27 protein-coding genes are annotated in these 25,302 nt (G+C 73.6%); 12 read left to right on the top strand and 15 right to left on the bottom strand.

Translation table 11 applies throughout. The features are described from left to right. The first annotated feature begins 88 nt into the window (after positions 1 to 88). Positions 89 to 1,408, top strand: a complete 1,320-nt coding sequence (locus ACIOFR_RS07675; protein WP_400993211.1) for a hypothetical protein — start codon at positions 89 to 91, stop codon at positions 1,406 to 1,408. Between the two features lie 448 nt (positions 1,409 to 1,856). On the opposite strand, the gene ACIOFR_RS07680 is transcribed toward ACIOFR_RS07675, so the two are convergent. From ACIOFR_RS07680 to ACIOFR_RS07695, 4 genes are all read right to left on the bottom strand, one after another. Next, positions 1,857 to 2,264, bottom strand: a complete 408-nt coding sequence (locus ACIOFR_RS07680) for a hypothetical protein (protein ID WP_400993212.1) — start codon at positions 2,262 to 2,264, stop codon at positions 1,857 to 1,859. Positions 2,265 to 2,572: 308 nt separating this feature from the next. After that, positions 2,573 to 3,634, bottom strand: a complete 1,062-nt coding sequence (locus ACIOFR_RS07685) for an N-acetylglucosamine kinase (RefSeq protein WP_400993213.1) — start codon at positions 3,632 to 3,634, stop codon at positions 2,573 to 2,575. After that, positions 3,631 to 4,386, bottom strand: a complete 756-nt coding sequence (locus ACIOFR_RS07690) for a sugar isomerase domain-containing protein (protein WP_400993215.1) — start codon at positions 4,384 to 4,386, stop codon at positions 3,631 to 3,633. The genes ACIOFR_RS07685 and ACIOFR_RS07690 overlap by 4 nt, the downstream gene beginning before the upstream one ends. 152 nt (positions 4,387 to 4,538) lie before the next feature. After that, complete coding sequence (locus ACIOFR_RS07695) at positions 4,539 to 5,063, bottom strand: Lrp/AsnC family transcriptional regulator (RefSeq protein ID WP_400993217.1); 525 nt, start codon at positions 5,061 to 5,063, stop codon at positions 4,539 to 4,541. A 92-nt stretch (positions 5,064 to 5,155) separates the two neighbouring features. On the opposite strand from ACIOFR_RS07695, the gene ACIOFR_RS07700 reads away from it, so the two are divergent. Next, positions 5,156 to 6,100: an NAD-dependent epimerase/dehydratase family protein gene (locus ACIOFR_RS07700; protein WP_400993218.1), complete on the top strand. Its 945-nt coding sequence runs from the start codon at positions 5,156 to 5,158 to the stop codon at positions 6,098 to 6,100. An 81-nt stretch (positions 6,101 to 6,181) separates the two neighbouring features. Here the strand turns inward: ACIOFR_RS07700 and ACIOFR_RS07705 are convergent, their stop codons facing one another. The 3 genes from ACIOFR_RS07705 to ACIOFR_RS07715 form a co-directional block, all read right to left on the bottom strand. Beyond that, a complete protein-coding gene (locus ACIOFR_RS07705; protein ID WP_400993219.1) occupies positions 6,182 to 6,886 on the bottom strand; it encodes a hypothetical protein in 705 nt (234 codons plus the stop codon). Positions 6,887 to 6,964: 78 nt separating this feature from the next. After that, positions 6,965 to 8,587, bottom strand: coding sequence for an RICIN domain-containing protein (locus ACIOFR_RS07710; RefSeq protein WP_400993220.1), 1,623 nt, complete (start codon positions 8,585 to 8,587; stop codon positions 6,965 to 6,967). A gap of 246 nt (positions 8,588 to 8,833) precedes the next feature. Then, complete coding sequence (locus ACIOFR_RS07715) at positions 8,834 to 9,073, bottom strand: chaplin (protein WP_371497730.1); 240 nt, start codon at positions 9,071 to 9,073, stop codon at positions 8,834 to 8,836. 260 nt (positions 9,074 to 9,333) lie between these two features. Between ACIOFR_RS07715 and ACIOFR_RS07720 the strand changes: the two genes are divergently transcribed. From ACIOFR_RS07720 to ACIOFR_RS07735, 4 genes are all read left to right on the top strand, one after another. Continuing rightward, positions 9,334 to 9,576, top strand: a complete 243-nt coding sequence (locus ACIOFR_RS07720; RefSeq protein ID WP_400993222.1) for a chaplin — start codon at positions 9,334 to 9,336, stop codon at positions 9,574 to 9,576. Positions 9,577 to 9,967: 391 nt separating this feature from the next. Next, positions 9,968 to 10,210 (top strand): chaplin, encoded by a 243-nt coding sequence (locus ACIOFR_RS07725; RefSeq protein WP_400993223.1) that lies wholly within the window; start codon positions 9,968 to 9,970, stop codon positions 10,208 to 10,210. A 104-nt stretch (positions 10,211 to 10,314) separates the two neighbouring features. Next, positions 10,315 to 10,602: a chaplin gene (locus ACIOFR_RS07730; protein ID WP_400993225.1), complete on the top strand. Its 288-nt coding sequence runs from the start codon at positions 10,315 to 10,317 to the stop codon at positions 10,600 to 10,602. A 130-nt stretch (positions 10,603 to 10,732) separates the two neighbouring features. After that, positions 10,733 to 11,131, top strand: coding sequence for a hypothetical protein (locus tag ACIOFR_RS07735; RefSeq protein WP_400993227.1), 399 nt, complete (start codon positions 10,733 to 10,735; stop codon positions 11,129 to 11,131). A 120-nt stretch (positions 11,132 to 11,251) separates the two neighbouring features. Here ACIOFR_RS07735 and ACIOFR_RS07740 read toward each other — a convergent pair whose 3' ends face one another. Beyond that, on the bottom strand, positions 11,252 to 11,938 hold the full coding sequence (locus ACIOFR_RS07740) for a hypothetical protein (RefSeq protein WP_400993228.1): 687 nt from the start codon (positions 11,936 to 11,938) through the stop codon (positions 11,252 to 11,254). Between the two features lie 393 nt (positions 11,939 to 12,331). On the opposite strand from ACIOFR_RS07740, the gene ACIOFR_RS07745 reads away from it, so the two are divergent. The 3 genes from ACIOFR_RS07745 (at position 12,332) to ACIOFR_RS07755 (ending at position 13,720) form a co-directional block, all read left to right on the top strand. Next, entirely contained in the window at positions 12,332 to 12,676 is a 345-nt protein-coding gene (locus ACIOFR_RS07745) for a rodlet layer protein (RefSeq protein WP_400993229.1), read from the top strand. 200 nt (positions 12,677 to 12,876) lie between these two features. Beyond that, positions 12,877 to 13,221: a rodlet layer protein gene (locus ACIOFR_RS07750; protein ID WP_400993231.1), complete on the top strand. Its 345-nt coding sequence runs from the start codon at positions 12,877 to 12,879 to the stop codon at positions 13,219 to 13,221. Between the two features lie 241 nt (positions 13,222 to 13,462). Then, positions 13,463 to 13,720, top strand: coding sequence for a hypothetical protein (locus ACIOFR_RS07755; RefSeq protein ID WP_400993232.1), 258 nt, complete (start codon positions 13,463 to 13,465; stop codon positions 13,718 to 13,720). Positions 13,721 to 13,799: 79 nt separating this feature from the next. Here ACIOFR_RS07755 and hemB read toward each other — a convergent pair whose 3' ends face one another. The 7 genes from hemB to ACIOFR_RS07790 all read right to left on the bottom strand — a co-directional run bounded on the left by hemB (position 13,800) and on the right by ACIOFR_RS07790 (position 21,054). After that, complete coding sequence (gene hemB / locus ACIOFR_RS07760) at positions 13,800 to 14,780, bottom strand: porphobilinogen synthase (RefSeq protein ID WP_400993233.1); 981 nt, start codon at positions 14,778 to 14,780, stop codon at positions 13,800 to 13,802. Positions 14,781 to 14,839: 59 nt separating this feature from the next. Continuing rightward, positions 14,840 to 16,483 carry a uroporphyrinogen-III synthase gene (locus tag ACIOFR_RS07765; RefSeq protein ID WP_400993234.1) on the bottom strand — a complete coding sequence of 548 codons (1,644 nt, stop codon included), beginning with the start codon at positions 16,481 to 16,483 and terminating at the stop codon, positions 14,840 to 14,842. After that, positions 16,480 to 17,469: a hydroxymethylbilane synthase gene (gene hemC / locus ACIOFR_RS07770; protein WP_400993284.1), complete on the bottom strand. Its 990-nt coding sequence runs from the start codon at positions 17,467 to 17,469 to the stop codon at positions 16,480 to 16,482. Before hemC ends, ACIOFR_RS07765 begins: the two co-directional genes overlap by 4 nt. Positions 17,470 to 17,507: 38 nt before the next feature. After that, positions 17,508 to 18,869: a glutamyl-tRNA reductase gene (locus ACIOFR_RS07775; RefSeq protein WP_400993235.1), complete on the bottom strand. Its 1,362-nt coding sequence runs from the start codon at positions 18,867 to 18,869 to the stop codon at positions 17,508 to 17,510. 31 nt (positions 18,870 to 18,900) lie between these two features. Then, on the bottom strand, positions 18,901 to 19,764 hold the full coding sequence (locus ACIOFR_RS07780; RefSeq protein ID WP_400993237.1) for a redox-sensing transcriptional repressor Rex: 864 nt from the start codon (positions 19,762 to 19,764) through the stop codon (positions 18,901 to 18,903). Between the two features lie 101 nt (positions 19,765 to 19,865). Continuing rightward, positions 19,866 to 20,609, bottom strand: coding sequence for an exonuclease domain-containing protein (locus tag ACIOFR_RS07785; protein WP_400993239.1), 744 nt, complete (start codon positions 20,607 to 20,609; stop codon positions 19,866 to 19,868). Between the two features lie 163 nt (positions 20,610 to 20,772). Then, positions 20,773 to 21,054, bottom strand: a complete 282-nt coding sequence (locus ACIOFR_RS07790; protein ID WP_400993240.1) for a glutaredoxin family protein — start codon at positions 21,052 to 21,054, stop codon at positions 20,773 to 20,775. 118 nt (positions 21,055 to 21,172) lie between these two features. On the opposite strand from ACIOFR_RS07790, the gene ACIOFR_RS07795 reads away from it, so the two are divergent. The 3 genes from ACIOFR_RS07795 to ACIOFR_RS07805 all read left to right on the top strand — a co-directional run bounded on the left by ACIOFR_RS07795 (position 21,173) and on the right by ACIOFR_RS07805 (position 25,163). After that, on the top strand, positions 21,173 to 22,222 hold the full coding sequence (locus tag ACIOFR_RS07795; protein WP_400993242.1) for an HAD family hydrolase: 1,050 nt from the start codon (positions 21,173 to 21,175) through the stop codon (positions 22,220 to 22,222). A 567-nt stretch (positions 22,223 to 22,789) separates the two neighbouring features. Next, complete coding sequence (locus ACIOFR_RS07800; RefSeq protein ID WP_400993244.1) at positions 22,790 to 23,674, top strand: ECF subfamily RNA polymerase sigma factor, BldN family; 885 nt, start codon at positions 22,790 to 22,792, stop codon at positions 23,672 to 23,674. 262 nt (positions 23,675 to 23,936) lie between these two features. Then, entirely contained in the window at positions 23,937 to 25,163 is a 1,227-nt protein-coding gene (locus ACIOFR_RS07805; RefSeq protein WP_400993246.1) for a DUF5667 domain-containing protein, read from the top strand. Positions 25,164 to 25,302 lie beyond the last annotated feature (139 nt).

Raw genomic sequence — 25,302 nt, forward strand, 5'->3', positions numbered from 1 at the left:
TCCCACTCATCTCCTCATCACGCACTGGCCCTTGCCGCCACGCTGTACCCGCCGCGAGCCCGACAGGCGCGCGAGATCGGGAGGGGATATGGCGAGGGGCACCGCCCATCAGGTCGAACTGCTGCGCGCAGAGGTCGTGACGGCCCTCCAGGCCGGCCTGGAGGAGATCCGCAACAACACCGACAACCTGCGGACCGAACTCAGCACGACGCTGGCGGCCGGCCTGAGCGAACACCGCGACGAGTTCCTCGAGGCGATCGCCCGGGAACAGCAAGAAGCCAGCCGCGCCCACCAGGACAACCGCAGCCTCCACCGCCAGCTGGGCAACCTGCGGGCTGAGCTCAGCGCCCTGCAGAACAGCATCCGATCTCCCTTGGGAGCCGGCCACGACGGGTCGCCTCGGCCCGCCATCGACTCCCCCGAGACCGTGAGCCAGCCCACGGTGGTCTCCCCGGAGGCGGACAGCCACAACGACGCTGTTCACTCTCCCGGCGACGACGACAGCGTCGACACCACCGGGCTTCCCACCGCCGAGCCCCCGGCGTCCGAACAGGCCGCAGAGCCGGCCACCCCCACCGTGACCGGCGAGGCCGCGGATTCCGACAGCGAGGAGACGACCGTGTCCGAGACCACCCCCGCCGACAATGCTCCGGTCACCCCGAACGCCCTCAGCAAGGACCAGCTCAGCCAGATCACCGCCGAGGTGGCCGCCAAGCTCGCCGAGCGCCAGGGCGCCGTTCCGGAGCCTGTCGCACCCGAGCCGGAAACGCAGTCCGCAGAAGCGTCGGAGCCCCAGCCGACCACCGCCACCAGTTCCCCGGAGGACCAGGCACGGCTGATCGCGACCGAAGTCGCTGCTCAGCTCGCAGATCTCCTGCTTCCCGCCGCCGCTGTGGATCAGGACACGGAGACCGAGCCGGCGCACACGGAAGCAGTCTCGCCGGAGCAGGCCGCAGTCGACGACCTCCCGAGCAGTCGCGCCAACGACGTGTCCGGCCTGATCCCGGAGCCCTTCATCTGGGAGAACCACGTCAGCACCCTCCGCAAGGCCGCTGCGGTGAAGACCGTCTCAATCTCCTGCCACCCTGAGACCTGGGAGTTCCTGGCCGCTCAGGTCGAAGGCACCGACCACTTCTCGAAGCCGGTCAACGACAGCAACGAGGACACGGTCCTGTCCGGCCGCAGCACCCTCGCCCTTCTCAACGCGCTCCGAGAGACCGTCTGCAGCGGCCTCGGCAAGGACACCGGCATCGAGACGTGGACCCTCGCCGTCACCAGCTACGAGCGCATCGCCGCCGTCATCAACAGCACCCGACCCGCCGACGACGAGGTCGGCAGCGAGCGCCTGCAGCAGCCCCACATCGTCCTCGACGACCGCAGCAGCAACGGCTCGCCCGCCGCCGGCTGACCTGCCGATCAGCAGGCCCGGCCTCCCCGCAAGGCGCTGAAAACCGGTGCGAAACGAGGGCACATCCAGGGCACATGGGGGTGAAAAACGCCGCTGACCAGCGTCAACTACTGAAGGTAGTTTTCGCTGGTCAGCGGCACTTTGGCGACAAAACCCCAGGTCACGGGCCTGCGGGGGCCAATAGCTGCACGAGTGGCAGGACTTCGCCAACCGGCTGCACGAGGCGGGGCACCAGCTGTACTGCCTGGTCTGGCCCTGACCCTCGCCCACCGCCACCGCCACCGCCACCGCCACCGGCCCGGGAACGCCGAAGGCCCCGCCTGCCGCGATGTCGTACCGCCGCAGGGGGGCTGCCGCACCTGCGCCGGGGCCGCCCTCGCGGGGTCGCCGCACCGCAGGCCGATGCCCGCCCCGGGCCTCGGAGGGCTCGGGGCGGGCGGGCGGGGCGTCAGCTCTTGCTGTTCGCGCCGAGGCAGAGGATGAAGCTGTTCGAGGAGGACTCCTCGCTGTACGCGGCCTCGAAGCCCTCGACGGCCTCGCACTCCTTGTCGTCCTTGCCCTGGACGACCTTGAGGACCTTGAAGTCCGCGTTGGCCGCACCACAGTCGACGATGCTCACGTCGGGCTTGGTGTCACTGCCCGAGTTGTGGACGCAGTTGCCGACCTGGGCGACCGACGGGTCGTCCTTCACCACGTAGCCGATGGCCACCACGGCCGCGACCAGGAGCACGACGACACCGAGCAGCACCAGCAGGATCCGGCCCGCACGGCGCTTCTTCGGCGGCTCGGCGACGGGTGCCGGGTACTGCGGGAAAGCGGCCTGGTCCTGCGCCTCGGGGGTAGGCGGAGTGGTCACGGTGGTTCCTCGTTCATCGACTGGGAAGTGTCGGCCGACAGTAGAGGGCAGCCGATCCCTGACTGAAGGTTTGACTACCGATAGTTACCGAGTCGTGTCCGGAGATCAGTCGAGAACCGGGCAAAACCCCTGTTCAACGACGACATCCGGGAGTGACTCCGCCTCCGGCCCGACCTGACGGATCGTCACGCTCCGGGGTCGGGTCCGTCGCGGCGTCGTCAGCGACACCTCGTCCTCGGCGCCGGTCCGCGGGAGGGGCGGGACCGTCCGGCATCCGGCCGGACGGGTTGACGCCCGCTCAGTCCCGGTCAGGGGCGAACCGATCCGTCCGGCCCTGCGACCGGGGCCGGGACGCGGACCAGCCGGCGGTGCAGCTCGGTCAGGTCCGCGGGGCCGCCCAGGCTGCGGGCGGCGAGCCAGGCCGCCGCGCCCGCGCCGTTGCCGGCATGGGTGACCCGGGCCCGCGGCCAGCGGTCGGCGACCCGGGCACGGACCGCTTCGGCGAGCGGTGTGGCGGCGTCGAGGACACCGCCCGCCAGCACGACCGGGAGCGCGGACCCGGGCTCGCGGACCGTCCCGAGGCTCTCCAGCAGGTGGTCGGCGGCCCGCTCCACCAGGCGGCGGGCGGCCGGGTCGCCGGCGCGGGCCGCGTCGAGGACCAGGGGGGCCAGCCGCGCCAGCCGTACCGGCGGCTCGGCGTGGACGGCGCCGATCAGCGCGGCGCGCAGGCGCAGCGCGCCGGCCCCCTCCCGTTCGGCGACCGGCACCTCCTGGGCGGGCGGCTCCGGCGGCGGCCCCGGGAGCGGTCCCGGCAGCAGGGCGGCGACCACCTCGGCCGCGAGGCCGGTCGGGGGGAGCTCGCCCCGGTCGACGGCGGTGAGCGCGGTGCGGACGGCGGCCCGGCCCAGCCAGAAGCCCGATCCCCGGTCACCGAGCAGCCAGCCGTGGCCGTCGGCGCAGCGGACCATCGCGAAGTCCCGGAACAGTGCCGCGACCGCTCCCGTGCCGCTGATCAGCGCGGTGCCGTCCGGGCGACCGGTACCCGCCGCGTACGCCAGCTCGACGTCGCCGGTGAGCCGGGGAGCCCGGGGCAGGCCGGCACCGGACCAGATCCGGGCCAGCTCCGGGGCGCCCGCGCGGCCCCCCGCCAGGCCGAGCACGCCGGCGGCGACCCGGCCCGGGTCGACGTCGGCGAGGGCGGCGCCGAGGGTGTCGGCGATCGCCCGGGCCGCGGCCGGTTCACCGTTGGAGAGCGGGTTCCCGCCGGGGCCGCGGGCGGCGCCCAGGATCCGTCCGGTGAGGTCGGCGACCAGGACGCGGGTGGTGGAGCCGCCGACGTCCAGGCCGAGGACGAGGGGGCTCGCGGTCACGAGGCGCGCCGGATGCGGCCCACGTAGCGGGCCTCCAGGGCCCGGTTGTGCTCGTCGCCGCCGGGGACGTTGGCCGACAGGTAGACCGGCGGGACGCCGCCGGTCTGCTCGATCCGGCGGATCACCTCGGCGACGATCTGCTGGGCGAGCAGCGCGGCGGTGATCGAGGAGATGCCGCAGGCCCGGCCGCCGCCCGCCATCGGCAGGACGGCGTCGCCGTACGGGGCGCCGTTGTCGAGGACGACGTCGGCGAGGTCGCGCAGCCGCAGGCCGGAGGGGTGCTTGGGCTCGACCCGGGCGGTGTGTTCGGCGGAGGTGATCACGATCAGGGGGTGGCCGTGCCGCTTGGCCAGGTGGGCCAGTTCGACCACGCAGCCGTTGACACCCGAGTTGGAGGCCAGCACGAAGACGTCGGCGGGATGCGGGGCGGTGAGCTCCCACAGGAGGGCGGCGGACTCGGTGCCGCGCTCCAGGTCGGGGCCTTCGAGGATCTCCACCGGGCGGCCGCCGCGCAGCACCACGTCGCGCAGGGCGATCCGGTTGGTGGGCACGAGCCCTCCGGCGCGGCCGGCGATCTCCATCGCGAGGGCCTCGGAGTGGCCGGTGCCGAAGGCCTGGACGACGCCGTCGGCGGCGAGCGCGGCCACGATCAACTCGGCTGCGGCCGCCACTCCTTCGGCCTGTTCCTTGCTGACGCGGTCGATGGCGGCGTGGGCCGCGGCCGCGAAGTCCGCTGCTGAGGGAGAGGGCACCGGTGGCCTCCTGGTCGTGGTCGGATGGTGGCCACTATTGGGGCGGTCGGGGCGCGATGTCAATGAGTGGACTAGACCAGTTGGGGGTACGCGGCGGCGGCACCGGGGGCCCGCCGCAGCAGCCCTGACCGTACGTCACCCGAGGGGCGCCCTCAGGCGTCCGGCGCCGCCGGCAGCAGGACCCGCCGCTCGACGGGCGAGGACAGCAGGACGGAGGTGGTGGTGCGCCCGAGCGAGGAGAGCCGCTCCAGCAACTCCTCCAGGTGGCCGGTGTCCCGCACCGCGATCCGGAGCATCCAGCAGTCCTCACCGATCACGTGGTGCACCTCCAGGATCTCCGGACGGTCGATCAGTTCCTGGCTGCGGAAGTGGCAGAGCGTGATCCCGCCGTGCGGCGCCAGCCGGACGAACGCCTGGATCCGGTAGCCCAGCCGCTCCGGGCTGACCCGAGCCGCGTACCCGGTGATGGTGCCGTTGCCCTCCAGCCGGCGGATCCGCTCCCCGACCGCCGCCGGGCTCATCCGCACCCGCCGGCCGAGCTCGCTGAGCGAGATCCGCCCGTCCGTCTGGACGAGCTCCAGCAGCCGGAGGTCGACCGCGTCCAGCCCCGCCGTCGATCCGTCGGCCGACGGCCGGTTACTCCGTCGGTCTTTCGGCGCAGCGCCTCGATCTCCCACGCTTCCCCCTTCAGCCCCGGGTCGTTCCGCCGCGAAACTTATCCCACCGGCGGGATTCACCCGACCGGGTCGACGGGGAGGGAGTCGCCGCGGTGCGGACGGTCTGTGTCATCGGGGGAAGCCGGTACTTCGGCAAGCGGGTCATCGTGAAGCTGCGGGACGCCGGCGTCCGGGTCACCGTGGTCAACCGGGGTTCGACGGTGCCGCCGCCCGGCGTCGAACACCTGCGCGCCGACCGGGACGACGAGGCCGCGCTCGCCGCGGCGCTCGGCGGCCGCGACTTCGACGCCGTGATCGACCAGGTCTGCTACACCCCTCGTCAGGCCGACGCCGCCCAGCGGATCTTCGCGGGGCACACCGGCCGGTACGTGCTGACCTCCACCATCGAGGTGTACAGCCCGCTGCACGCCGCCGAACCCCTGGACGAGAGCGCGTTCGACGCGGGCGCCGAACCGGTGCGGCTCGACCTGCCCTGGCAGGACGGCGCGTTCGCCGAGGCCCACTACGCCGAGGGGAAGCGCCAGGCCGAGGCGGTGTTCGCCCACGCCGGGTCCGGTTCCGGGTCCGGGTCCGGGTCCGGGTCCGGGTCCGGGTCCGGGGCGCTGCCGTACGTGGCCGTCCGGACCGGCCACGTGCTCGGCGGCGGCGCCGAGGACTTCACCGGACGGCTGGAGCACTACGTCCGACGGATCCGCGCGGGCGAGCCGGTCGCCGTCCACCCCGACGGCCGGCCGTCCTCGTTCATCGCCTACGAGGAGATCGCCGACTTCCTGGTCTGGGCGGCGGGCGCCCGGTTCACCGGCCCGGTCAACGCCCGCTCGCACGGCGAGTTCGGCGCCCGGGAGCTCTGCGAGCTGATCGCCGACGCGGACGGCGCAGCCGGGCCGCGCTACGGCCCGGTCACCGGCGGGGCCTCGCCGTTCTCCTTCGGCCACTACTACGGCATGGCCAACTCCTGCGCCGAGCAGCTCGGCTTCTCGTTCTCGCACAGCGCCGACTGGCTCCCCGGCACCGTCGCCGCCGCACTCGCGGCCTGACCACCACTCCCACGGGCCCGGGCCCGGGCCCGGGCCCGGGAACGACGGACCCCCGCCGTGCGTGACGCCCGGGTCCCGAGGTCAGCGGCGGCCGAAGCGGCCGAGGAGCTGGTGGCGCCAGAGCCAGGCCGGCAGGTGGCGGCGGGGGACGAAGGCCCAGAGGTCGTCGTCGGCCGGGTTGCCGCGGGGGAGCTCGCGCAGCAGGGCGAGGCACCTGGCGTCGACGGTGCCGTGCAGGCGGGCGGTGTGGGCGAGGGCCACGGCGGCCCGGTCGCGGTGGGCGGGATCGGCCAGTGCGCGGGCGATCCGCGGGAGGACGACGGCCGGGTCGGGGTGGGTGACCGCGAGGCCGATCAGGGCGACGCCCGCGTGCGGGTCGGCGCGGTCGAGGGCGGCGTCGACCTCCTCGGGGCGGTCCGTGCCCATCAGGGCCGAGGTCGAGGACCAGTCCATGCCCTGCCCGGCGGCGGCGCGGTCGAGCAGGAACTCCTGGCGTCCGGCGGCGGACGGGGTGCCCGCCAGGCAGCCGTCGAGGTAGGTCCAGACCCGTTCGGCGCCGTCCCGGCCGTCGGCCAGCTCGCGGCAGGCGACGAGCAGGTGCTCGTCCTCCTCCAGGTGTTCGAGGCGGGCGAAGTCACCGGCCCGGGTGTCGAGGTCGCAGCGGCGCAGGAAGGCCAGCCAGCGGGTGTCGTCGGCGTCCAGGCGGCCGTGGAGATGGGCCCAGGCCAACTCGCCGGCGTCCAGGGCGGCGGCGTATCGGGCCAGTTCGGCGAGGTCGGAGGGCATCGGACGACCCTATCCCAGCGGGCCTGCGGCGATCGGCGGCACCGGTGGGGGCGGGCGGCCCGCCCCCACCGGCGGTGGTCAGCCGTGCAGGTGGACGATGCCCAGCTTCTCCAGCTGCCAGTGCTGGTCGGCCGCGCCGCTGTCGGCGGCGAGCTGCACCAGCCGGTTGCCCTGGCCGTCGCGGGCGGTGGAGGCCGTCGCGACCTTGCCCCGGTCCTGGGAGGTGGCGATCGTGTAGGTGCCGTCGCCGACCGCCTTCAGCACCCAGTGCTGGTTGCCGCCGCCGTGGCAGCGCCACTGCAGCAGCGGGGTTCCGGGCGCGGTGGAGCCGCCGCTCGCGTCCAGGCACATGGCGCGGTTGCCGCTGAAGTCCAGCTCGTAGCTGCCGTCCGGCTTGACCTCCAGGACGAAGGACTGGTTCAGGCTGCCGGCCGCCGGATAGACGATCGCGCCGCGGCCGTTGGTGGAGTCGCCGTAGGTGCCGCCGCCGGCGAGGTCGAGCACGGTGCCGGTGGCGGCGTTGGTCAGCTGGTACCAGGCGCCGCCCTCGGGCCCGTCCGGGAAGGGCCGGCCGGGGGTGAGCGGGGTGATGGAGGTGGTGTTCTGCTGGTTGAGACTGCAGAACGCCTGCTCCAGCGAGGGCTGCTGGTAGAACTGCGCCAGGCAGACCGCCTCGGCCCGGTAGCCCGCGACCCGCAGGTGGTACGACTGCCGCACCATGTTCATGCACACCCCGGGGATGCCGATCTCCTGGTCGCAGCCGTTGCGGGTGCGCTCGGAGAGGTCGATGACGTCGCCGTTGGTGTACTCGTACGGGGAACTGGTCCACTCCGCGCAGACCTCGTGGCCGTAACTGACCCGGCGCTGGTCGAGGTAGCGCACCCCGGGCGTCCGGGAGACGGCGTCCCGCAGCGCGTCGCTGAGCATCGGGACGACCAGGTTGTGGCCCCAGGCGAGGTCCTCGGGGAAGGCCGGGCAGCCGTCGGCGACCTTGCCGACGTAGTCGTTGCGCCGGATGTCGGGGGTGATCGGGGTGAAGTACGACTGGTAGACCAGCTGGTAGGAGGAGTCCTGGTAGCCGGCCCTGCGCATGGTGTCGCGGATGTCGGTGAGCGCGGCGATCACCTTGGGCTTGACGCCCTCGGCCCGCCGGGCGATCTCCGGGGTGCCGATGGTGTCGCGGCAGCCCTGGGACTTGGGGATCGGGAAGTACTGGGCCAGGCAGCTCAGCATGATGCCGCTGAAGTCGAAGTCGTCGTTGGCGCCGATCGTGACGACCACCATCTTGACGTCGTACTGGGCTGCCACCTGGGCGAGTTGGACGTCCTGCTTGGGTTCGCCGAAGTCTCCGCTGCCGCCTCCGGTGATCTTCGCGAGTTCGGGGTCGCTGACCAGGTCGCCGGTCTGCGCGCCGGAGCAGGCGAGGTCGACGGGGGTGACGCCACCGAGACCGGTGACGAAGATCTCCGACCTGGCGCTGCGGTGGCAGTAGTCGGTGGGGGTGTCGGTGCCGGGGGTGTAGTCGTCGCCGGTGTCGGTGCCGGCGCCCTCGCCCGAGATGGCGCTGTCACCGAGCGCGACGATCGCGGGGGTCTTCGCCACGCGTTCCGCGGCGGCCGGAGCGGCGGCCGCCGCGAGGGCGCCGGGCGCCGCGCCCAGGCCGAGGGCGAGCGACAGCCCGGCGGCGGCCAGCAGGGCCACCGGCCGACTTCTGTGCGGACCTGAATGTTAGGTACTGACAAGTAACGCAACAAGAGTCCGGACGCCACCGAAGCGGCCGGGCCGCGGGTCGGACGACCGGACAATCGCAGAACGCGAGGCCGCGGAACGCACCGCCCGGGGACGCGGCAGGGCCGCCGCTCCGCGTCTCAGGAGGGGGAGAGACGGAGCGGCGGCCCGGGTACTGCGGAATCGACCAGCAGGTCGGCTAGGACCTGTGGGTCAGCGTCAGCCGACGTTGGCGCAGGAGTTGCCGAAGGCCGGGTTCAGCAGGCCGATGATGTCCACCGAGTTGCCGCAGACGTTGACCGGGATGTGCACCGGGACCTGAGCCTGGTTGCCGCTCAGCACGCCGGGGGAGCCCGCCGTAACGCCCTCGGCGCTGGAGCTCGCCATGGCGGAGCCCGCACCAGCCGCAACGATGCCGACAACGGCGGCGCCGACAGCGGCAACCTTCTTGACGCTCATATGAGTCTCCTCGAAAAATCAGATCTTCCGTTTGCCAGGCACCGTTGGCTCGGCACGGAAGCGCACAGGGCGTGCACCACCCCCAACGAAGCCCCGGGAAGCCGGTTCCGGCGGAGGGTCGACATTCACCCGGTTGCATTAATGAAGGCATTCGGGTGATCACGCGGCCCACCCGTTTCCCCGCGCGGGCCGGCTCGTTCTCCCTGGCGAAACCAGCTCCATCCGGTGCTCGCCCTCGGGCGAAGAAATGAGACCTCACCATGCGCAAGCTCGCCTACGGCGCGTTCGGTTCTGCCGCGGCCGCGGCCCTGCTGCTCGGCTCCGCCGGCGTTGCCGCCGCCGGCGGCGCGTCGGCCGAGGGTGTCACCACCGGCTCGCCCGGTGTGCTGTCCGGCAACCAGCTCCAGATCCCGGTGCACGTGCCGATCAACCTCTGCGGCAACACCGTCGACATCGTCGGCCTGCTGAACCCGGCGTTCGGCAACTCCTGCCTCAACGCCTGATTCCGACGGGCCCGTTCGACTCCCACCGGACGGGCCGGCTCCGGCTATGGCCCCACCAGGAGCCGAGGGAACCCAGGAGGGCGGCGGACCGCTCGTCCCGGCCGACCGGAAACGCGGTCCGGCCCGACGGTTCGTCAATTTGTCCTCGAACCCCAGTTCTTCGAGGCACTCTCCTGGACGCACCGGAGTGCGGATGTTTCTCGGCCGTGCGAGAAATGACCGCGGGTGCACCTGAGAGCGCGCGGCCGCACCCGCCCAAGCCACGGGCGACACGCAATCCCTGAGCCGCGTGAGTGACAATCACGGCCCATCCCGAAGCCATCGGGCGATGATGCTGATTCGCCCGGCACCCGACCTCCAAGAGTCGGGCAGAATACGGAGGAAGAACCCCATGCGCAACATCAAGAAGGCTGCCGCCCTCTCGCTCGCCGCGGCCGGCCTGGTGCTCGGTGCCGCCGGCGGCGCCGCCGCCAGCTCCAGCGCCGAGGCCGTCGTCGCCAACTCCCCCGGCGTGCTCTCCGGCAACAACATCCAGATCCCGGTGCACATCCCGGTCAACATCTGCGGCAACTCGATCGGTGTCATCTCGATCCTCAACCCGGCGTTCGGCAACTCCTGCGCCAACGTCGGCTGACTCAGCCGGCGCTGACGCGGCTGCGCCCGCGTCGCCCGCGCCGCACCGCCCCCGTGGCGGTGCGGCGCACCCCTCCCCGTGTGTGATCTAGGAGATCAACCCCCATGCAGAACGTGAAGAAGGCCGCCCTGCTCTCGGCCACCGCGGCCGGCCTGGTGCTCGGTGCGGCCGGCGGCGCCTCCGCCAGCTCCAGCGCCGAGGCGGTCGTCACCAACTCGCCCGGTGTGGTGTCCGGCAACTCGATCCAGATCCCGGTGCACGTCCCGGTCAACCTGTGCGGCAACTCGATCAACGTGATCGGCGCGCTGAACCCCGCGTTCGGCAACTCCTGCGCCAACGTCGAGATCCCGCAGCAGGTGCAGCAGACCCCCGTGGTGGACGACGACTGCTGATCACCCGCTGATCCGGTTCCGCATCGCGTCGACTGCCCCCCGGCCTGCGCCGGGGGGCAGTTCGCATCGGGCCCGCCGACGGCCGGTCCGCTGCCCCAACCACCCGATCACACCGAAGGATTGGTCCCGCATGGCACTCAAGACGAGTGGCACCGGCGCCCTCGCCGTACTCGGCGCGGCGATGCTGCTGGGCGGTGCCGCCCCCGCGGCGCACGCCGCCCCGGCCCAGCCCGCCCCGGGTCTGCCCGCCCCGGAGATCCCGATGCCCAAGCTCGCGCCGACCGACGTCGGCCAGGCCATGGAGGGCACCACCACCGGCCTCGGCTACGCCGTCGCGCCGGTCAAGACGCTGCGGCTGGACCCCTGGGCGCAGTCGTCCGCGGACTTCCTGAACAACGGTGTGGGCGTCCAGCCCGACAACGGCCTGCCGGCCATCGGCACCGGGACGCTCACCGGCCCGCTGACCGCCGGCGGCGGCGCCAAGGACCTGCCCGCCGTCGGTCCGCTGCTGGGCGTGCTGCCGGGCTGAGCACGCCGCCCGGGCGGCGGAGGCACCAAGGAGCCCGGCACCTTCCTCGGGGGAGGTGCCGGGCTCCGGCGCGTCGTCCGGCGGGCGGGCCGGCGGGCCGTCAGCGGGCCGGCCCCGGGATCACTCCCCGGCGCCGTGGTTGAGCACCCCGTCGATGCTCGTGGTGGCCGCCGCGGAGAGGGTGCGGACGGTGTCGACCGCGGACACCGGCCGGTCGTCGCCGCCGAGCGAGGCGCTGGCGCCCGGAACGGCCTGCACGCCCGCGCTCACCACCCGGGGGTCGAGCTCACCGAAGGACAGCGCCCCGTCCGCGAGTTCCCCGCTGTGGTCGTTGAGGTACTTGACCGGCTGGCCGAGTTCGAGGGCCGGGCCGGTCGCGTGCAGCGGCGCCGAGGGGGCGTCCAGGCCGAGGGTGCCGGGGGTGAGCCCCTCGGCGGCCGCGGGCAGCGGCAGGGTGGTCTTCAGGGCCGGGCCGACCTTGCCCGAGGAGAGGGCGGGCACGACCTGCTCGGGCAGCAGGGTGGGCCGCTCCTGCGGCACCGGCGGCATCAGCGGGGAGGTCGGGATCGCCCCGGAGACCTCGCCGCCCTCGCCCAGCACGGGGAGCCGGCTGGTCGGGGCGCTCAGCGGGATGGTGAAGGGGACCGTTCCGGTGGACAGGCCGTCCTCCAGCGCGGCGACGTCCTGGGACGACATGGGGGCTGCCGCGGCCGCGCCCTGGGCCGCGACGACGCCTGCGCCGACCGCCAGGAGCAGGGCCCCGGTCGCCCGCTTGGAGAGCTTCATGCTGTTCACCGTTCTGTCCATGATCATTTGATCTGCTTCGGATCCGTACCGCCGTGCAGCGGAAAGCACTCTGTCCAAACGAGCCACGCCCGCTCGCGGCGGCGAGATTAACCGGTACGGCCTATTAATCCGACCGTCTGACACTCCCCCGAGCGATCCCCGGGCCGTCCCGCAGAATCTGCGTAACTTTCCCGCCGCTGATTCTTTGAGCTGGTTGTCGCAGCCAGGACGGCGGCAGGAGTCGGATCGCGGATCGGCGTGAAGCCCTTGATCTTCAAGGTTCGGTCGCATTCCGAAATCCCCCCTGACGGGCTAGCAACCGCAGACCGGGTCGCTCGTTGAACGCTTTGCACGAAACAGCGGTCAAGCCCGCCGAGACGACCGTCCCTAGCATTCAGAGAGGTATCTCAGCTCATGCTCAAGAAGACCTTCGCCTCCGTCGGCCTGGCTGCCGCCGCGCTGGCCGCCGTCGCCACGCCCGCCGCCGCCATCGGCGACTCGGACGGCTCCGCCGCCTCGATCCAGGGCAACGGTGGGACCAACTCCACCGGCACCTACGGCAACCACAGCCCCAACTTCCACTTCCTCGACAACCCGAACATCTGCCTGCCCGAGATCCACAACATCGGTGTCGGCGTGCTCGGTGTCGCGGTCCCGGTCGAGGTGGCCGCTCTGAACAACCAGCCGAAGCAGACCTGCGTCGTCGGCCAGAGCACCCTCGGCAGCGGCGACGGCGGCGTGTCCCACCTGGTGGGCTGAGGCCGTCTCCGGCTGGGGCCGGGCCGGTCGGCCACCGCGCCGCCGGCCCGGCCCCACCACCCCCCAGTCCGGGACCCGTACGTACCGCACTGGTCCAGGGTCCGGCCCGCTCCCCCGGCCGGGCTCGCTCCACCGGCCCAATCTGAGCCACCGGTTGGGCACTCGCTCCACTCCATCAGATCCGAAAAGGAACCTCAGAAATGATCAAGAAGGCTCTCGCCGTCGCCGGTATCGCCGCCGCCGGCTTCACCATGGCCACCGCCCCCGCGATGGCCATCGGCGATTCGGACGGCGCCGCCGTCTCCGGCCAGGGCAACGGTGGCACCAACCACACCGGCACCGAGGGCAACCACAGCCCCAACTACCACACCCTCGACAACCCGAACCTGTGCCTGCCGGAGGTTCACAACATCGCCGTCGCCGTCATCGGCGCCGCGGTGCCGATCGAGGTCAAGGCTCTGAACAACAACCCGGAGCAGACCTGCGTCGTCGGCCAGAACACCGTGGGCAGCGGCGACGGTGGCGTCAGCCACCTGATCGGCTGATCAGTCGGGCAACAGCGGACGCCGGGCCGGGGGGATCCACCCTCCTGGCCCGGCGTCCGCCGTTTCCGAGGCGCGGTGTCCACCCGTTCGGCTGCGGTGCGTCCGGGTGACAGGGCGTCGGTTCGGGCGCGTACCGACTGTCGCCGCACACACCATTGTGATCACGTGTAGTGACCCCCGTCACGCGTTCCGTCGGCTCCGTCCGCAGGGTGCCGAAGGTGCGCAGAAGAGAGGACATCCCATGAAGAGCATGCTGGGCAAGGCGCTGCTGACCTCGGTCGCCGCCGTCGCCGTCGCCGCCGTCGCCGCCCCCGCCCACGCCGAGGTCGCCGCCGGTGGCGGCAGCGAGTTCGTGGCGTCCGCGCACGAGCCCTTCCTCGCCGGCGAGCAGCACGGCTGGGGGGCCACCAGCCACATCTTCGCGGCCGGGTACCAGTGGGGCTGGGCGACCGACACCACGGTCGGCGGCGGCCAGGAGGGCATCGCCGTCATCGACTGACGCCGGCCGGACGCACGGAGGCCGGGTCGCGGTTCGCCGCGGCCCGGCCTCCGTGCGTCCGTGGTGGTCGGCGTACCGGCTACCGGACCATCCCGGCGGCCTCCAGGGCCCAGTAGGTCAGGATCTGCTCCGCACCGGCCCGGCGGATCGAGGTGAGCGTCTCCAGGATGATCCGCTCCCGGTCCACCCAGCCGTTCGCGGCGGCGGCCTCGACCATCGAGTACTCACCCGACACCTGGTACGCGGCCACCGGCACCGGCGAGGCGTCGGCGATCTGCCGCAGGACGTCCAGGTAGGCCATGGCCGGCTTGACCATCACCAGGTCCGCGCCCTCGGCGAGGTCCTGCTCCAGCTCGCGCAGCGACTCGCGGGCGTTGGCCGGGTCCTGCTGGTAGCTCTTGCGGTCGCCCCGGAGCGAGGAGCCGACGGCCTCGCGGAACGGGCCGAAGAACGCCGAGGCGTACTTGGCGGTGTACGCGAGGATGCCGACCTCCTGGTGGCCCGCCTCGTCCAGGGCCCGCCGGACCACACCGATCTGACCGTCCATCATCCCGGACGGCCCGACCAGGTGGACGCCCGCGTCGGCCTGCACCACGGCCATGTCCGCGTACCGCGCCAGGGTGGCGTCGTTGTCGACGCTGCCGTCCTCGGCGAGCACGCCGCAGTGCCCGTGGTCGGTGTACTCGTCCAGGCAGAGGTCGGACATCACCACCAGGGCGTCGCCGACCTCGGCGACCACGTCCCGGATCGCCTGCTGGAGGATCCCGTCGGGGTTGGTGCCCTCGCTGCCGATCGCGTCCTGCACCTGCGGGACGCCGAACAGCATGATGCCGCCCAGGCCGGCCTCGGCCGCCTCCACGGCCGTCCTGCGCAGGGTGTCCCGGGTGTGCTGGACGACCCCGGGCATCGAGCCGATCGGCCGCGGCTCGCTGATCCCCTCCCGGACGAACGCGGGCAGGATCAGCTCGGCCGGATGCAGCCTGGTCTGCGCCACCAGCCGGCGCATCGCCGGCGAGTTGCGCAGTCGGCGCGGGCGGACGGACGGGAACTGGGCGGACACAGGGCGACTCCGAACAGTGAGAGGCCCGGGGAGGCGTCGGTGCCTCCCCGGGCGGGGTGTCAGCGCGCGGCCTTGCGGCGCGAGCCGGGACGGCGCTCGCTGGGCCGGTAGACCGGCTCACCGGCGGCCGTCGCGGTGTCCCGGCGGTTGGCGCCGAACTCCGCGAGGGCCTGGGCCAGCGCGCCGGCGGACGGCGCGGGCGCCATCACGTCGACCCGCAGGCCGTGCTCCTCGGCGGTCTTGGCGGTCGCCGGGCCGATGCAGGCGATGATCGTAACGTTGTGCGGCTTGCCCGCGATGCCCACCAGGTTGCGCACGGTGGAGGAGGACGTGAAGAGCACGGCGTCGAAGCCACCGCCCTTGATCGCCTCCCGGGTCTCGGCCGGTGGCGGCGAGGCGCGGACGGTGCGGTAGGCCGTCACGTCGTCCACCTCCCAGCCGAGTTCGACCAGACCGGCCACCAGGGTCTCGGTGGCGATGTCGGCCCGCGGCAGCAGCACCCGGTCGATCGGGTCGAAGACCGGGTCGTACGGCGGCCAGTCCTCCAGCAGCCCGGCGGCCGACTGCTCGCCCGAGGGGACGAGGTCCGGCTTGACGCCGAAGTCCACCAGCGCCTGCGCGGTGGTCTCGCCGACCGCCGCGACCTTGATGCCGGCGAAGGCCCGGGCGTCCAGCCCGTACTCCTCGAACTTCTCCCGGACGGCCTTGACGGCGTTGACCGAGGTGAAGGCGATCCACTCGTAGCGGCCCGTCACCAGGCCCTTGATCGCACGCTCCATCTGCTGCGGGGTGCGCGGCGGCTCCACCGCGATGGTGGGCACCTCCTGCGGCACCGCGCCGTACGAGCGCAGCTGGTCGGAGAGGCCGTGGGCCTGCTCCTTGGTGCGCGGCACCAGGACGTTCCAGCCGAACAGCGGCTTGGTCTCGAACCAGGAGTGCGACGAGCGGTGCGCGACCTGCTCGCCCACCACGGCTATCACCGAGGTGGCCGGGTCGACCGGCGCCGACACCGGCGAGGGCAGCACCCGGGCCGCCTTCAGGTCGGCGGCGATCGCGGCCAGCGTGGAGGTGAAGGTGCGCTGGCGGGTGGTGGTGCCGGAGAGCGTCGCGCAGAGCGCCGCCTCGGGCTTGCGGCCGTTGGCCACCAGGGCGTTGGCGGTGGCCGGCAGCTGCCCGAGGGTGGTGCGGACCACCAGGGTGGTCTCCGGCGCGCCGAGGTCCGGCACGTTCCCGGCCAGCAGCGCCGGGCCGTCCACGAAGCGCACGTCGGCGCCGTGGCTGCCGCGCAGCGGGACGCCCGCGTAGGCCGGGACACCGACCGACTGGGCGACGCCGGGAATCACCTCGAAGGGGATCGCCGAGCGGGCGCAGACCAGCATCTCGTCCGCGGCGCAGCCGTCCAGGCCGGGGTCGCCGTCGACGGTGCGGACCACGTGCTTGCCGGCCCGGACGGCGTCCGCGACCAGCTTGGCGACGTCGAGGCCGGCGTCCTCGGCCGGGCTGTGCACCTGGACACCGCTCGGGCAGTGGGTGCGTACCGCGGCGGCGGTGAGCGGGTCGGCGACCAGGACGTCCGCCGAGGCCAGCACGTCGACGGCGCGCAGGGTGAGCAGTCCGGGGTCACCCGGTCCGGCCCCCAGGAAGGTACAGCGGCCGGTCGTGGGGACCGGCCCGGCGGCGGTGGCAGTGGTGGTGGGGCTCATCGGGCTCGCTCCCCCATCAGGTCGGCCGCGCCCTCGGCGAGCAGCCGGGCAGCCAGCGCGCGGCCCAGGGCCGCCGCCTGCTGCTCGGCGTCCTCGTCCAGGACGATCGGGCCGGTGGCGGTCATCTTCAGCAGGGTGGCGCCGTCGACGGTGCCGACCGCGCCCTCCAGCCGCAGTTCGGTTCCTTCCCAGGTCGCGAGGGCCGCGACGGGGGCGGAGCAGCCGGCTTCCAGCGCGGCCAGCAGCGCGCGCTCGGCTACGACGGCGGCGCGGGTCGGCCGGTGGTCCAGCTCGGACAGCCGTCCGGCCAGCTCCGGGTCGACGCACTCGACGGCCAGGGCGCCCTGGCCGGGGGCCGGCAGCATCACCTCGGGGTCGAGGTGGTCGGTGATCTCCTCGGCACGGCCGAGCCGGTTGAGGCCGGCGGTGGCGAGCAGGACGGCGTCCAGCTCGCCCTTGTCGACGTAGCCGATCCGGGTGTCCACGTTGCCGCGGATCGCCACCGTCTCCAGGGCCGCGCCGCGGGCCGCGGCCCAGGCGTTGAGCTGGGCCGTCCGGCGCGGGGAGCCGGTGCCTATCCGGGCCGGGCGGCCGGCGAGCTTCTCGATCAGGTGCTCCAGGCCGAGGCCGTCCCGGGCGACCAGGGCGTCCCGGGCGTCCTCGCGCTCGGGGACGGCGGCCAGCCGCAGGCCCTCGGGGGCTGCGGTGGGCAGATCCTTGAGGGAGTGCACGGCGAGGTCGATCCGCCCCTCCAGCAGGGCGTCGCGCAGGGCGGAGACGAAGACTCCGGTGCCGCCGATCTGGGCGAGGGCCTCGCGCGAGGTGTCGCCGTAGGTGGTGATCTCCACCAGCTCGACGGGGCGGCCGGTGACCCGGGACACCTCACGGGCGATCATGCCCGACTGGGCCATCGCGAGGGCGCTCCGGCGGGTGCCGAGGCGGAGCGGTCGCGGCTCGCCCTGGGGGCTGCTCGGTTGACCATGCATGGGTTCGTCCTGGTCGTGCTGGGTGGCTGACTGGTGGTTCATCTGGATGCTCCGGCCGACTGGCTGTCGGGGTGCGTGGGCTGGCTGCCGATCGGGGCTCCGACCGGTGTACCGGAGACAGCCTGCACTGCCGCCGGGTCCAGGTCGAACAGTTCGCGCAGCGCCTCCGCGTAGGAGGCGCCGCCCGGCTCGGCCGCGAGCTGCTTCACCCGCACGGTCGGCGCGTGCAGCAGCTTGTCCACGACCCGCCGGACGGTCTGGGTGATCTCGGCCCGGGAGCGGTCGTCCAGGTCCGGCAGGCGGCTCTCCAGCCGGGCGAGCTCGCTGCTCACCAGGTCGGAGGCCATCGACCGCAGGGCGACCACGGTGGGCGCGATCCGGGCCGCGCGCTGGGCGGCGGCGAAGGCGGCGACCTCGTCGGCGACGATCGTGGTGACCGCGTCGACGTCCCCGGCGCCCGGGGTGGCCGCGTGCGCGTGGGACAGGCTCTCCAGGTCGACCAGGAGGGCGCCGGGCAGGCCGTGCACGTCGTGGTCGACGTCGCGGGGCATGGCGAGGTCGAGGAAGGCCAGCGGGGTGCCGGGCCTCCGGGTGGCGACCGCTTCGGCCACCTCGGCCGTGCCGATCACCACACCGGCCGCACCGGTGCAGGAGATCACCAGGTCGACGTCGGCCAGGACCTCCGGCACCTTGGCGAAGTCGACCGTGCGGGCCGCACCGCCGAGGATCTCCACCAGGCGCTCGGCCCGGGCGCCGGTGCGGTTGGCGACCAGCAGGTCGGTGACGCCGGAGCGGACCAGGGTGGCGGCCGCCAGCGAGCTCATCGAGCCCGCGCCGACCACCAGGGCCCGCTTGCCCGCGATCTCGCCCGCCTGCTCGGCGATCTGCTCCAGGCCGAAGGTGACCAGCGACTGGCCGGCCTTGTCGATGCCGGTCTCGCTGTGGGCCCGCTTGCCGACCCGAAGGGCCTGCTGGAAGAGCTCGTTGAGGCCGCGCCCGGCGGTGTGCTCCTCCTGGGCGCGGGCCAGCGCGTCACGCAGTTGGCCGAGGATCTGGCCCTCGCCGACAACCATCGAGTCCAGGCCGCAGGCCACCGAGAAGAGGTGGTGGACGGCGCGGTCCTCGTAGTGGACGTAGAGGTGGGAGGTGAGTTCCTCCAGGTCGACGCCGCTGTGGTGGGCCAGCAGCAGGGACAGTTCGGCGACGCCGGCGTGGAACTTGTCCACGTCCGCGTAGAGCTCGATCCGGTTGCAGGTGTTGACCAGCGCGGCCTCGCCGACGGTCGCCGTGGCGGCCGCGTCGTGCAGCAGCCGGACGGGGACGTCACCGGTGAGCGCGGCGCGCTCCAGGACTCCGACGGGGGCGGTGCGGTGGCTCAGGCCGACCACGAGCAGGCTCATACCCGACCCCCGTAGAGACAGTCGTTGGTGTTCACGCCGGCATCACCGCGGACCGGTCGCCGTCGGTGCCCTGGCCCTGCTTGCCCTTGGCCGGTTCGGCCTTGGCGGTGCCGCCGGCGGCCCGGCGGAGCTTGGCGGCGGCGGCGCGGACCGGGCCCGGGGCGCGGTCCAGCATGCCGTTGTCGGGGGTGGGCTCCTCGCCGGCCTTGCGCTGCTCGTGGAAGGCCAGGATCTGCAGCTCTATGGACAGGTCGACCTTGCGCACGTCCACCCCGTCCGGGACGGTCAGCACGGTCGGCGCGAAGTTGAGGATGCTGGTGACCCCGGCCTCGACCAGGCGGTCGCAGACCTGCTGGGCGGCGACCGGCGGGGTGGTGATCACACCGATGGACACCTGCTGGGCGGCCACGATGGCCTCCAGCTCGTCCATGTGCCGCACCGGCAGGCCGGCGGCGGTGCTGCCGACCACGGCCGGGTCGGCGTCCAGCAGGGCCGCGACCCGGAAGCCGCGGGAGGCGAAGCCGCCGTAGTTGGCGAGGGCGTGGCCCAGGTTCCCGATGCCGACGATGACGACCGGCCAGTCCTGGGTGAGGCCCAGCTCGCGGGAGATCTGGTAGACGAGGTACTCGACGTCGTAGCCCACGCCGCGGGTGCCGTACGACCCGAGGTAGGAGAAGTCCTTGCGCAGCTTCGCGGAGTTGACCCCGGCGGCGGTGGCCAGTTCCTCGGATGAGACGGTGGGCACCGAGCGCTCGGACAGCGCGGTGAGCGCCCGCAGGTAGAGCGGCAGGCGGGCGACGGTCGCCTCCGGGATGCCCCGGGCACGGCTGGGTCGGCGCGCGGCGCCTGCGTCGGGCGTCTGCGAACTGCTCTGGGTGGGTCGGCCGATTGCCACGGTGCTCCCGTAGGTGAAGCTGGGCTTAGGCAGCCAGGCTATGCGTTTGTGAACGTGTGCACAAAGATGGTGTCCGATTTGTCCCCGCACAGTGATGCGCATCACTCGCCACCGGCGGCGGACAGGGCCGCATGCGGACAGTCCGTACCCGGTGACACCTGGCCGGACGGGAGCTCACGGCGGACCAGCGCGACGCCCTCCCCGGGGCGCTCACCGCGGGGCCGGGGCAGCCGGGGCCAGGGCCGGGACGCGTCCCCGAGCGGGGGCACCACCCAGTCGCCGGGGCCGTCCGCGCCGCCGTCGTCGGCGGGCCCGGGGGCGCCCGCGCAGTGCCGCAGCAGGTCGGCGGCGGCCCGGGCGTCGCCGAGCGCGGTGTGCGCCGGGTACCGGCCGAGGCCGGCCGCGGCCACGCAGGCCGCCAGGCCGTAGCCACCCGCGCCGACCAGCCTGCTGCGGGCCAGTCGCATGGTGCAGAGCTCGGGAACGGCCGGCAGGTCCACCCCGATCCGGGCGAACTCGCGCTCCAGGAAGACCCGGTCGCAGCTGACGTGGTGGCCCACCAGGACCCGGTCGGCCAGCAGTTCCAGCAGGGTCGGGGCGATGTCGCGGAAGCGCGGGGCGCCGACCACCTGCTCCTGGGTTATCCGGTGCACGTGGGTGGGGCCGACCGGCCCGGCCGGATCGACCAGGGTGGCGAACTCGCCCTCCACGGCGAACCGCCGGTCCAGCAGGACGACGGCCACCTCGACCACCCGGTGCCGCCAGGGGCTGCGGCCGGTGGCCTCGACGTCGACCACGGCGAACCCGCCCGGCACGGGCGGGTCGGGGAGGCGACCGAGCAGCATGGACCTGCTCTCCTTCTGTCGGCGACCCCCGGCGGACTCAGAGCCCCATGATGGTAAGCCGACGAACGAGCCCTTTTTCAAGGAGATCTTCATCTCCCGGACAACGATTCGGCGTCCTACCCCCGCCGATCGGCGGGGGTGGGCAGCAGGGCCCGGGGTGCGTTCAGCCGCCCAGCGCGGTGCGCAGCCGGCGTTCGTCGACCCGCCAGAAGTCGTGCTGGCGGCCGTCGATCAGGGTGACCGGGATCTGCTCCCAGTACTTCTCGAACAGTTCCTCGTCCTGGGTGATGTCCTTCTCCTCGAAGGCCGCCCCCAGGTCGCCGGTGACCCTGACGATCACCGCGCGGGCGTCCTCGCACAGGTGGCAGTCGGGCTTGCCGATCAGGGTGACGGTCCGGTCGGCCGGGTTCTTCTTGTCGCGTCGCAGCAGGCTCACCCGGCCCATTGTGCCTCGCCCGACAGCTGCCGGTCCGGGCGCCGCCACAGGCCCGATGCGGGCTGTTAACGGTGGCTGCACACCACGGTCACGGGATCCGACACCGGCGCTGGCTATGCTCGGTCGCATGGTCGCGTTGCGAAGGCTCACCCAGGCACGGCGTTCCCCGGCCGAGCGGACCGCCCTGGCCGGCGAGGCCGCCGCCGAGGCCGCCGAGGCGGACCTGCTGGCCCGCTCGACCGCCCCGGCCGGGCGGGCGCGGGACGAGGAGCCGCAGGAGGGGAAGGTACGGGACGGCGGGGCACGGGAGCGCGGGACGCCGGACGGCGGGGCGCCGGACGAGCGCCCGGCCACCAAGCCGCCGAAGGCCCCGACCGGGGACCACACCCCCACCCCGGACGACCCGAGGGCGGCCGCGTTCTTCGACTGCGACAACACCATCCTGCGCGGCGCGGCGATCTTCTACCTCGGCATCGGCCTGTACCGCCGCCGCTTCTTCTCCCGCCGGGACGTGGCCCGGTTCGCCTGGCAGCAGGCCTGGTTCCGGCTGTACGGCTCGGAGGACCCGGCGCACATCGCGGACGTCCAGGACCGGGCGCTCGGCCTGGTCGCCGGGAAGCGGACCGCCGAGCTGGAGGCGATTTGCGAGGAGATCTTCCAGGACGTCATCACCCGCAAGATCTGGCCGGGCACCCGCGCCCTGGTCCAGATGCACCTGGACGCCGGCCAGCGGACCTGGCTGGTCACGGCGGCGCCGCAGGAGGTGGCCCGGATCATCGCCCGGCAGCTCGGCATGACCGGGGCGCTGGGGACGGTGGCGGAGACCGTCGACGGCGAGTACACCGGGCGGCTGGTCGGGGGGCTGCTGCACGGCCAGGCCAAGGCCGCCGCCGTCCAGGCGCTGGCCCGCCGGGAGAACCTGGACCTCGGCCGCTGCGCGGCGTTCAGCGACTCCGCCAACGACATCCCGATGCTGGCCCTGGTCGGCCACCCGTACGTGATCAACCCGGACGCCGCGCTGCGGCGGCACGCCCGGGCGATGGGATGGCGGGTGCGCGATTTCCGGACCGGCCGCAAGGCGGCCCGGATCGGACTGCCGGCCGCGGCGGGGCTCGGGGTGGTGGCGGGGGCGGCGGCCACCGCGATCGCGATGCGGCGGCGCCGGCGTCCCGCCTGAACCACCCCGACCGCCCCGACCGCCCCGGATCGCGTGGTCCGCACGGGGTCACGGGGAACCGGTCGGGGGCCGAGTCCGGGTCGGCGTGCGGGCCGGCTTCCGAGCCGGCGTACGGGCCTTGACGGGCCGTCAACCTGGCGTTTTGTCCGCCACTCCTTGGATGGGCTTCGACTCACGCTAACGGGGGACTCGTCACCCGCCCGCCGGCCCGACCGAACGGGATCACGGCCGACCGGATCTGATCGTTCGCCACCTTGGGAAAGTCGGGGGTTGCGAGGCCCCAGGACGGGGAAACGGCCCCTCCCTCCCCCAAATTGGTCACACTGCGCGTACGAGCGCTCACGTTGCGCCAGACGGATGGCGGCAACTCCGGTCATTACCAGCTGAATATGCGCGACAAGTGGACCTCGAACGACCACTTCGACCACAGGGTGTAGCTGTCATTGCACAAAGCGTTATCCTCTCTGGGATGCACGCCACCACGCGTCCCCGGTGACGGGGGGTCAGGCAGTGTGCTCTCCGCGCAGGCGGAGGTGACCCGTCCACAGTTCTGCCTCTGGGAGTCCCGTGTACCCACCCGTCCGGAACGACGCGCCTACCTCCCCCCGCCCGTCGACCGCCACCCTGCGCCCCGGTACGCGCCTGGACCAGCTGTGGGCCGCGATCAGAGACTTGGAGCTGCTGCCGCAGCCCGCCGTGGCCGGCGCCGCCCTGAGCGCCGGTCACGGACGTCCGCCCCGCCCCGCGGTCGGCGCGCTGCTGCGCTCCACCGCCACCAGCGGCACCAGCACGGGCGCCGGTGCCGGCACGGGCAGCGGGACGGGCACCGGGTCGCGCGGCCGGACAGCGGTCGGCGCCGGCCGGGGCCGGGCCCGGTCCGCCCCGAACACCGGCTTCGAGACCGAGCACAACCCGATCGTCGACCTGGTCGAACGCGCCCAGAACGGCGAGAGCGAGGCGTTCGGACGGCTCTACGACCACTACTCCGACACCGTGTACCGCTACATCTACTACCGGGTCGGCAGCCGGGCCACGGCCGAGGACCTGACCAGCGAGACGTTCCTGCGCGCGCTGCGCCGGATCGGCACCTTCACCTGGCAGGGGCGGGACTTCGGCGCCTGGCTGGTGACCATCGCGCGCAACCTGGTGGCCGACCACTTCAAGTCCAGCCGCTTCCGGCTGGAGGTCACCACCGGCGAGATGCTGGACTCCAACGAGTGCGAGCGCAGCCCCGAGGACTCCGTGCTGGAGTCGCTCTCCAACGCGGCGCTGCTGGACGCCGTGCGGCGACTCAACCCGCAGCAGCAGGAGTGCGTCACGCTGCGCTTCCTGCAGGGGCTCTCGGTGGCCGAGACGGCCCGCATCATGGGCAAGAACGAGGGCGCCATCAAGACCCTCCAGTACCGGGCGGTGCGCACCCTGGCCCGGCTGCTCCCGCCCGACGCCCGGTGACCGGGACGGACCCGGGCACGGCCGCCATATCCGGTCCCCGGTCAGCTCCGCCCCGGTCCGCACACGTGCGGGTGAATGGGCGGTCACATGATCAGCCGTGCGTAACCGACCCCCGGCACCACTCGTTGGCCAGCGTGCAATCCGTCATCGGGGCTTCAGTCAAGCCCGACCCAGGCATGTCACCCGATGGTGTGGTTTCGGCCCGCCGAGGCAACCGTCCGGCCGGCCTGGGTGTCGAAAACGACGAAGGGAGGTGTGGCCCGTGACGGCAAACGTGCTGGAGCACCGGCGGGCAAAGGCCTTCGCCGAGGCGCTGGAGGCCCACCGGACAGAGAGGGCCGACACCGGCGGCGCGGCCCACGAGGGCCCGGCCGGGGGCGGATCGGCCGCGATGGCCGAGCTGCTGGCGATGGCGGGAGCCCTGGGCGCGATGCCCGCGCCGGAGCTGGACACGCAGACCCGCACGGTCCAGCGGGCCCAGCTGATGGCCGCGTTCGAGCAGGAGTGGGCCGGTGGCCGGACGGCCGCCGCAGTGCCCAGGCAGCGCAGGCACCGGGCCGTCCGCGCGGTCTCGCGCAGCCGCTGGGGCCGCCGGCTGGCGATCGGCGGGCTGGTCGCCGGAGTGGCGGTCGGCGGATTCACCGGTGCGGCCACCGCCAGCACCAACGCGCTCCCGGGGGACACGCTCTACGGCATGAAGCGCGGCCTGGAGGGCCTCCAGCTGGACTGGGCGGACTCCGACGCCGAGCGCGGCGCCCTGCTCCTGGAGCAGGCCTCCACCCGCCTCGGCGAGGCGCAGTCCCTGCTGCAACGGGCCGGCTCACCGGACACCCTCAGCCCCGACACGGTCGAGCAGGTCCGGCGCGCGCTGACCGACATGCACACCGAGGCCGTCCGCGGCCGCGATCTGCTCCGCGCGGTCTACCGCAGCAACGGCTCGCTCGCCCCGATGCGCAAGCTCGCCACCTTCGCCGACGGCGAGGACGACCGCTGGAGCACGCTGCAGAGCCGCCTCCCCGGCCAGCTCACCAGCCAGGCCGGCAAGGTCGACCAACTCTTCGACGACATAAGCGAGGACGTCGCGCCCCTGCACCTGGAGCAGCCGGCCGCCGCGGGCGGCTCGGCTCCCGGGGGATCGGGAGCGGACGGCGACCAGTCCCCGGGCTCGGCCGACCACGAGCCCGCCACCGTCGGCGGCCGGCCGCAGGCGCCGGCCGGCACGCCCGACGCGCACGGCAAGACCGGCACCACGGCGGGCGGCACCACCGGCGGCGCGACCCCGAGCAGCGCACCGAACGGCGTCGGCAGCCTGGTCAACGGCCTCACCAACGGCCTGACCGGCAGCGCCCCGGGGAGCTCCCCGGCGGCGGGCCAGCCGGACCGCTCGGGCGCGTCCCCCGCGCCGTCCGGCGCGGCCACCCCGGAGGGCCAGGGTCTCAGCATCCCGCCCCTGCTCCCGGGCCTGCTTCCCGGTCTCACCCTGCACTGACCGGTACCGGCAGGGTCCCGCGACGGGACGGGCGGCGGGGGGGGGGGCCCCCCCGCCCCCGGGGGGCGGGCCGGGGGGGGGGGGGGCCGGGGCCCCCGCCCCCCCGCCCGGGGGGGGCGGGGCCGCCGGCCCGCACGCC

It is taken from the genome of Kitasatospora sp. NPDC088346 (assembly GCF_044740765.1).
GTDB lineage: Bacteria > Actinomycetota > Actinomycetes > Streptomycetales > Streptomycetaceae > Kitasatospora.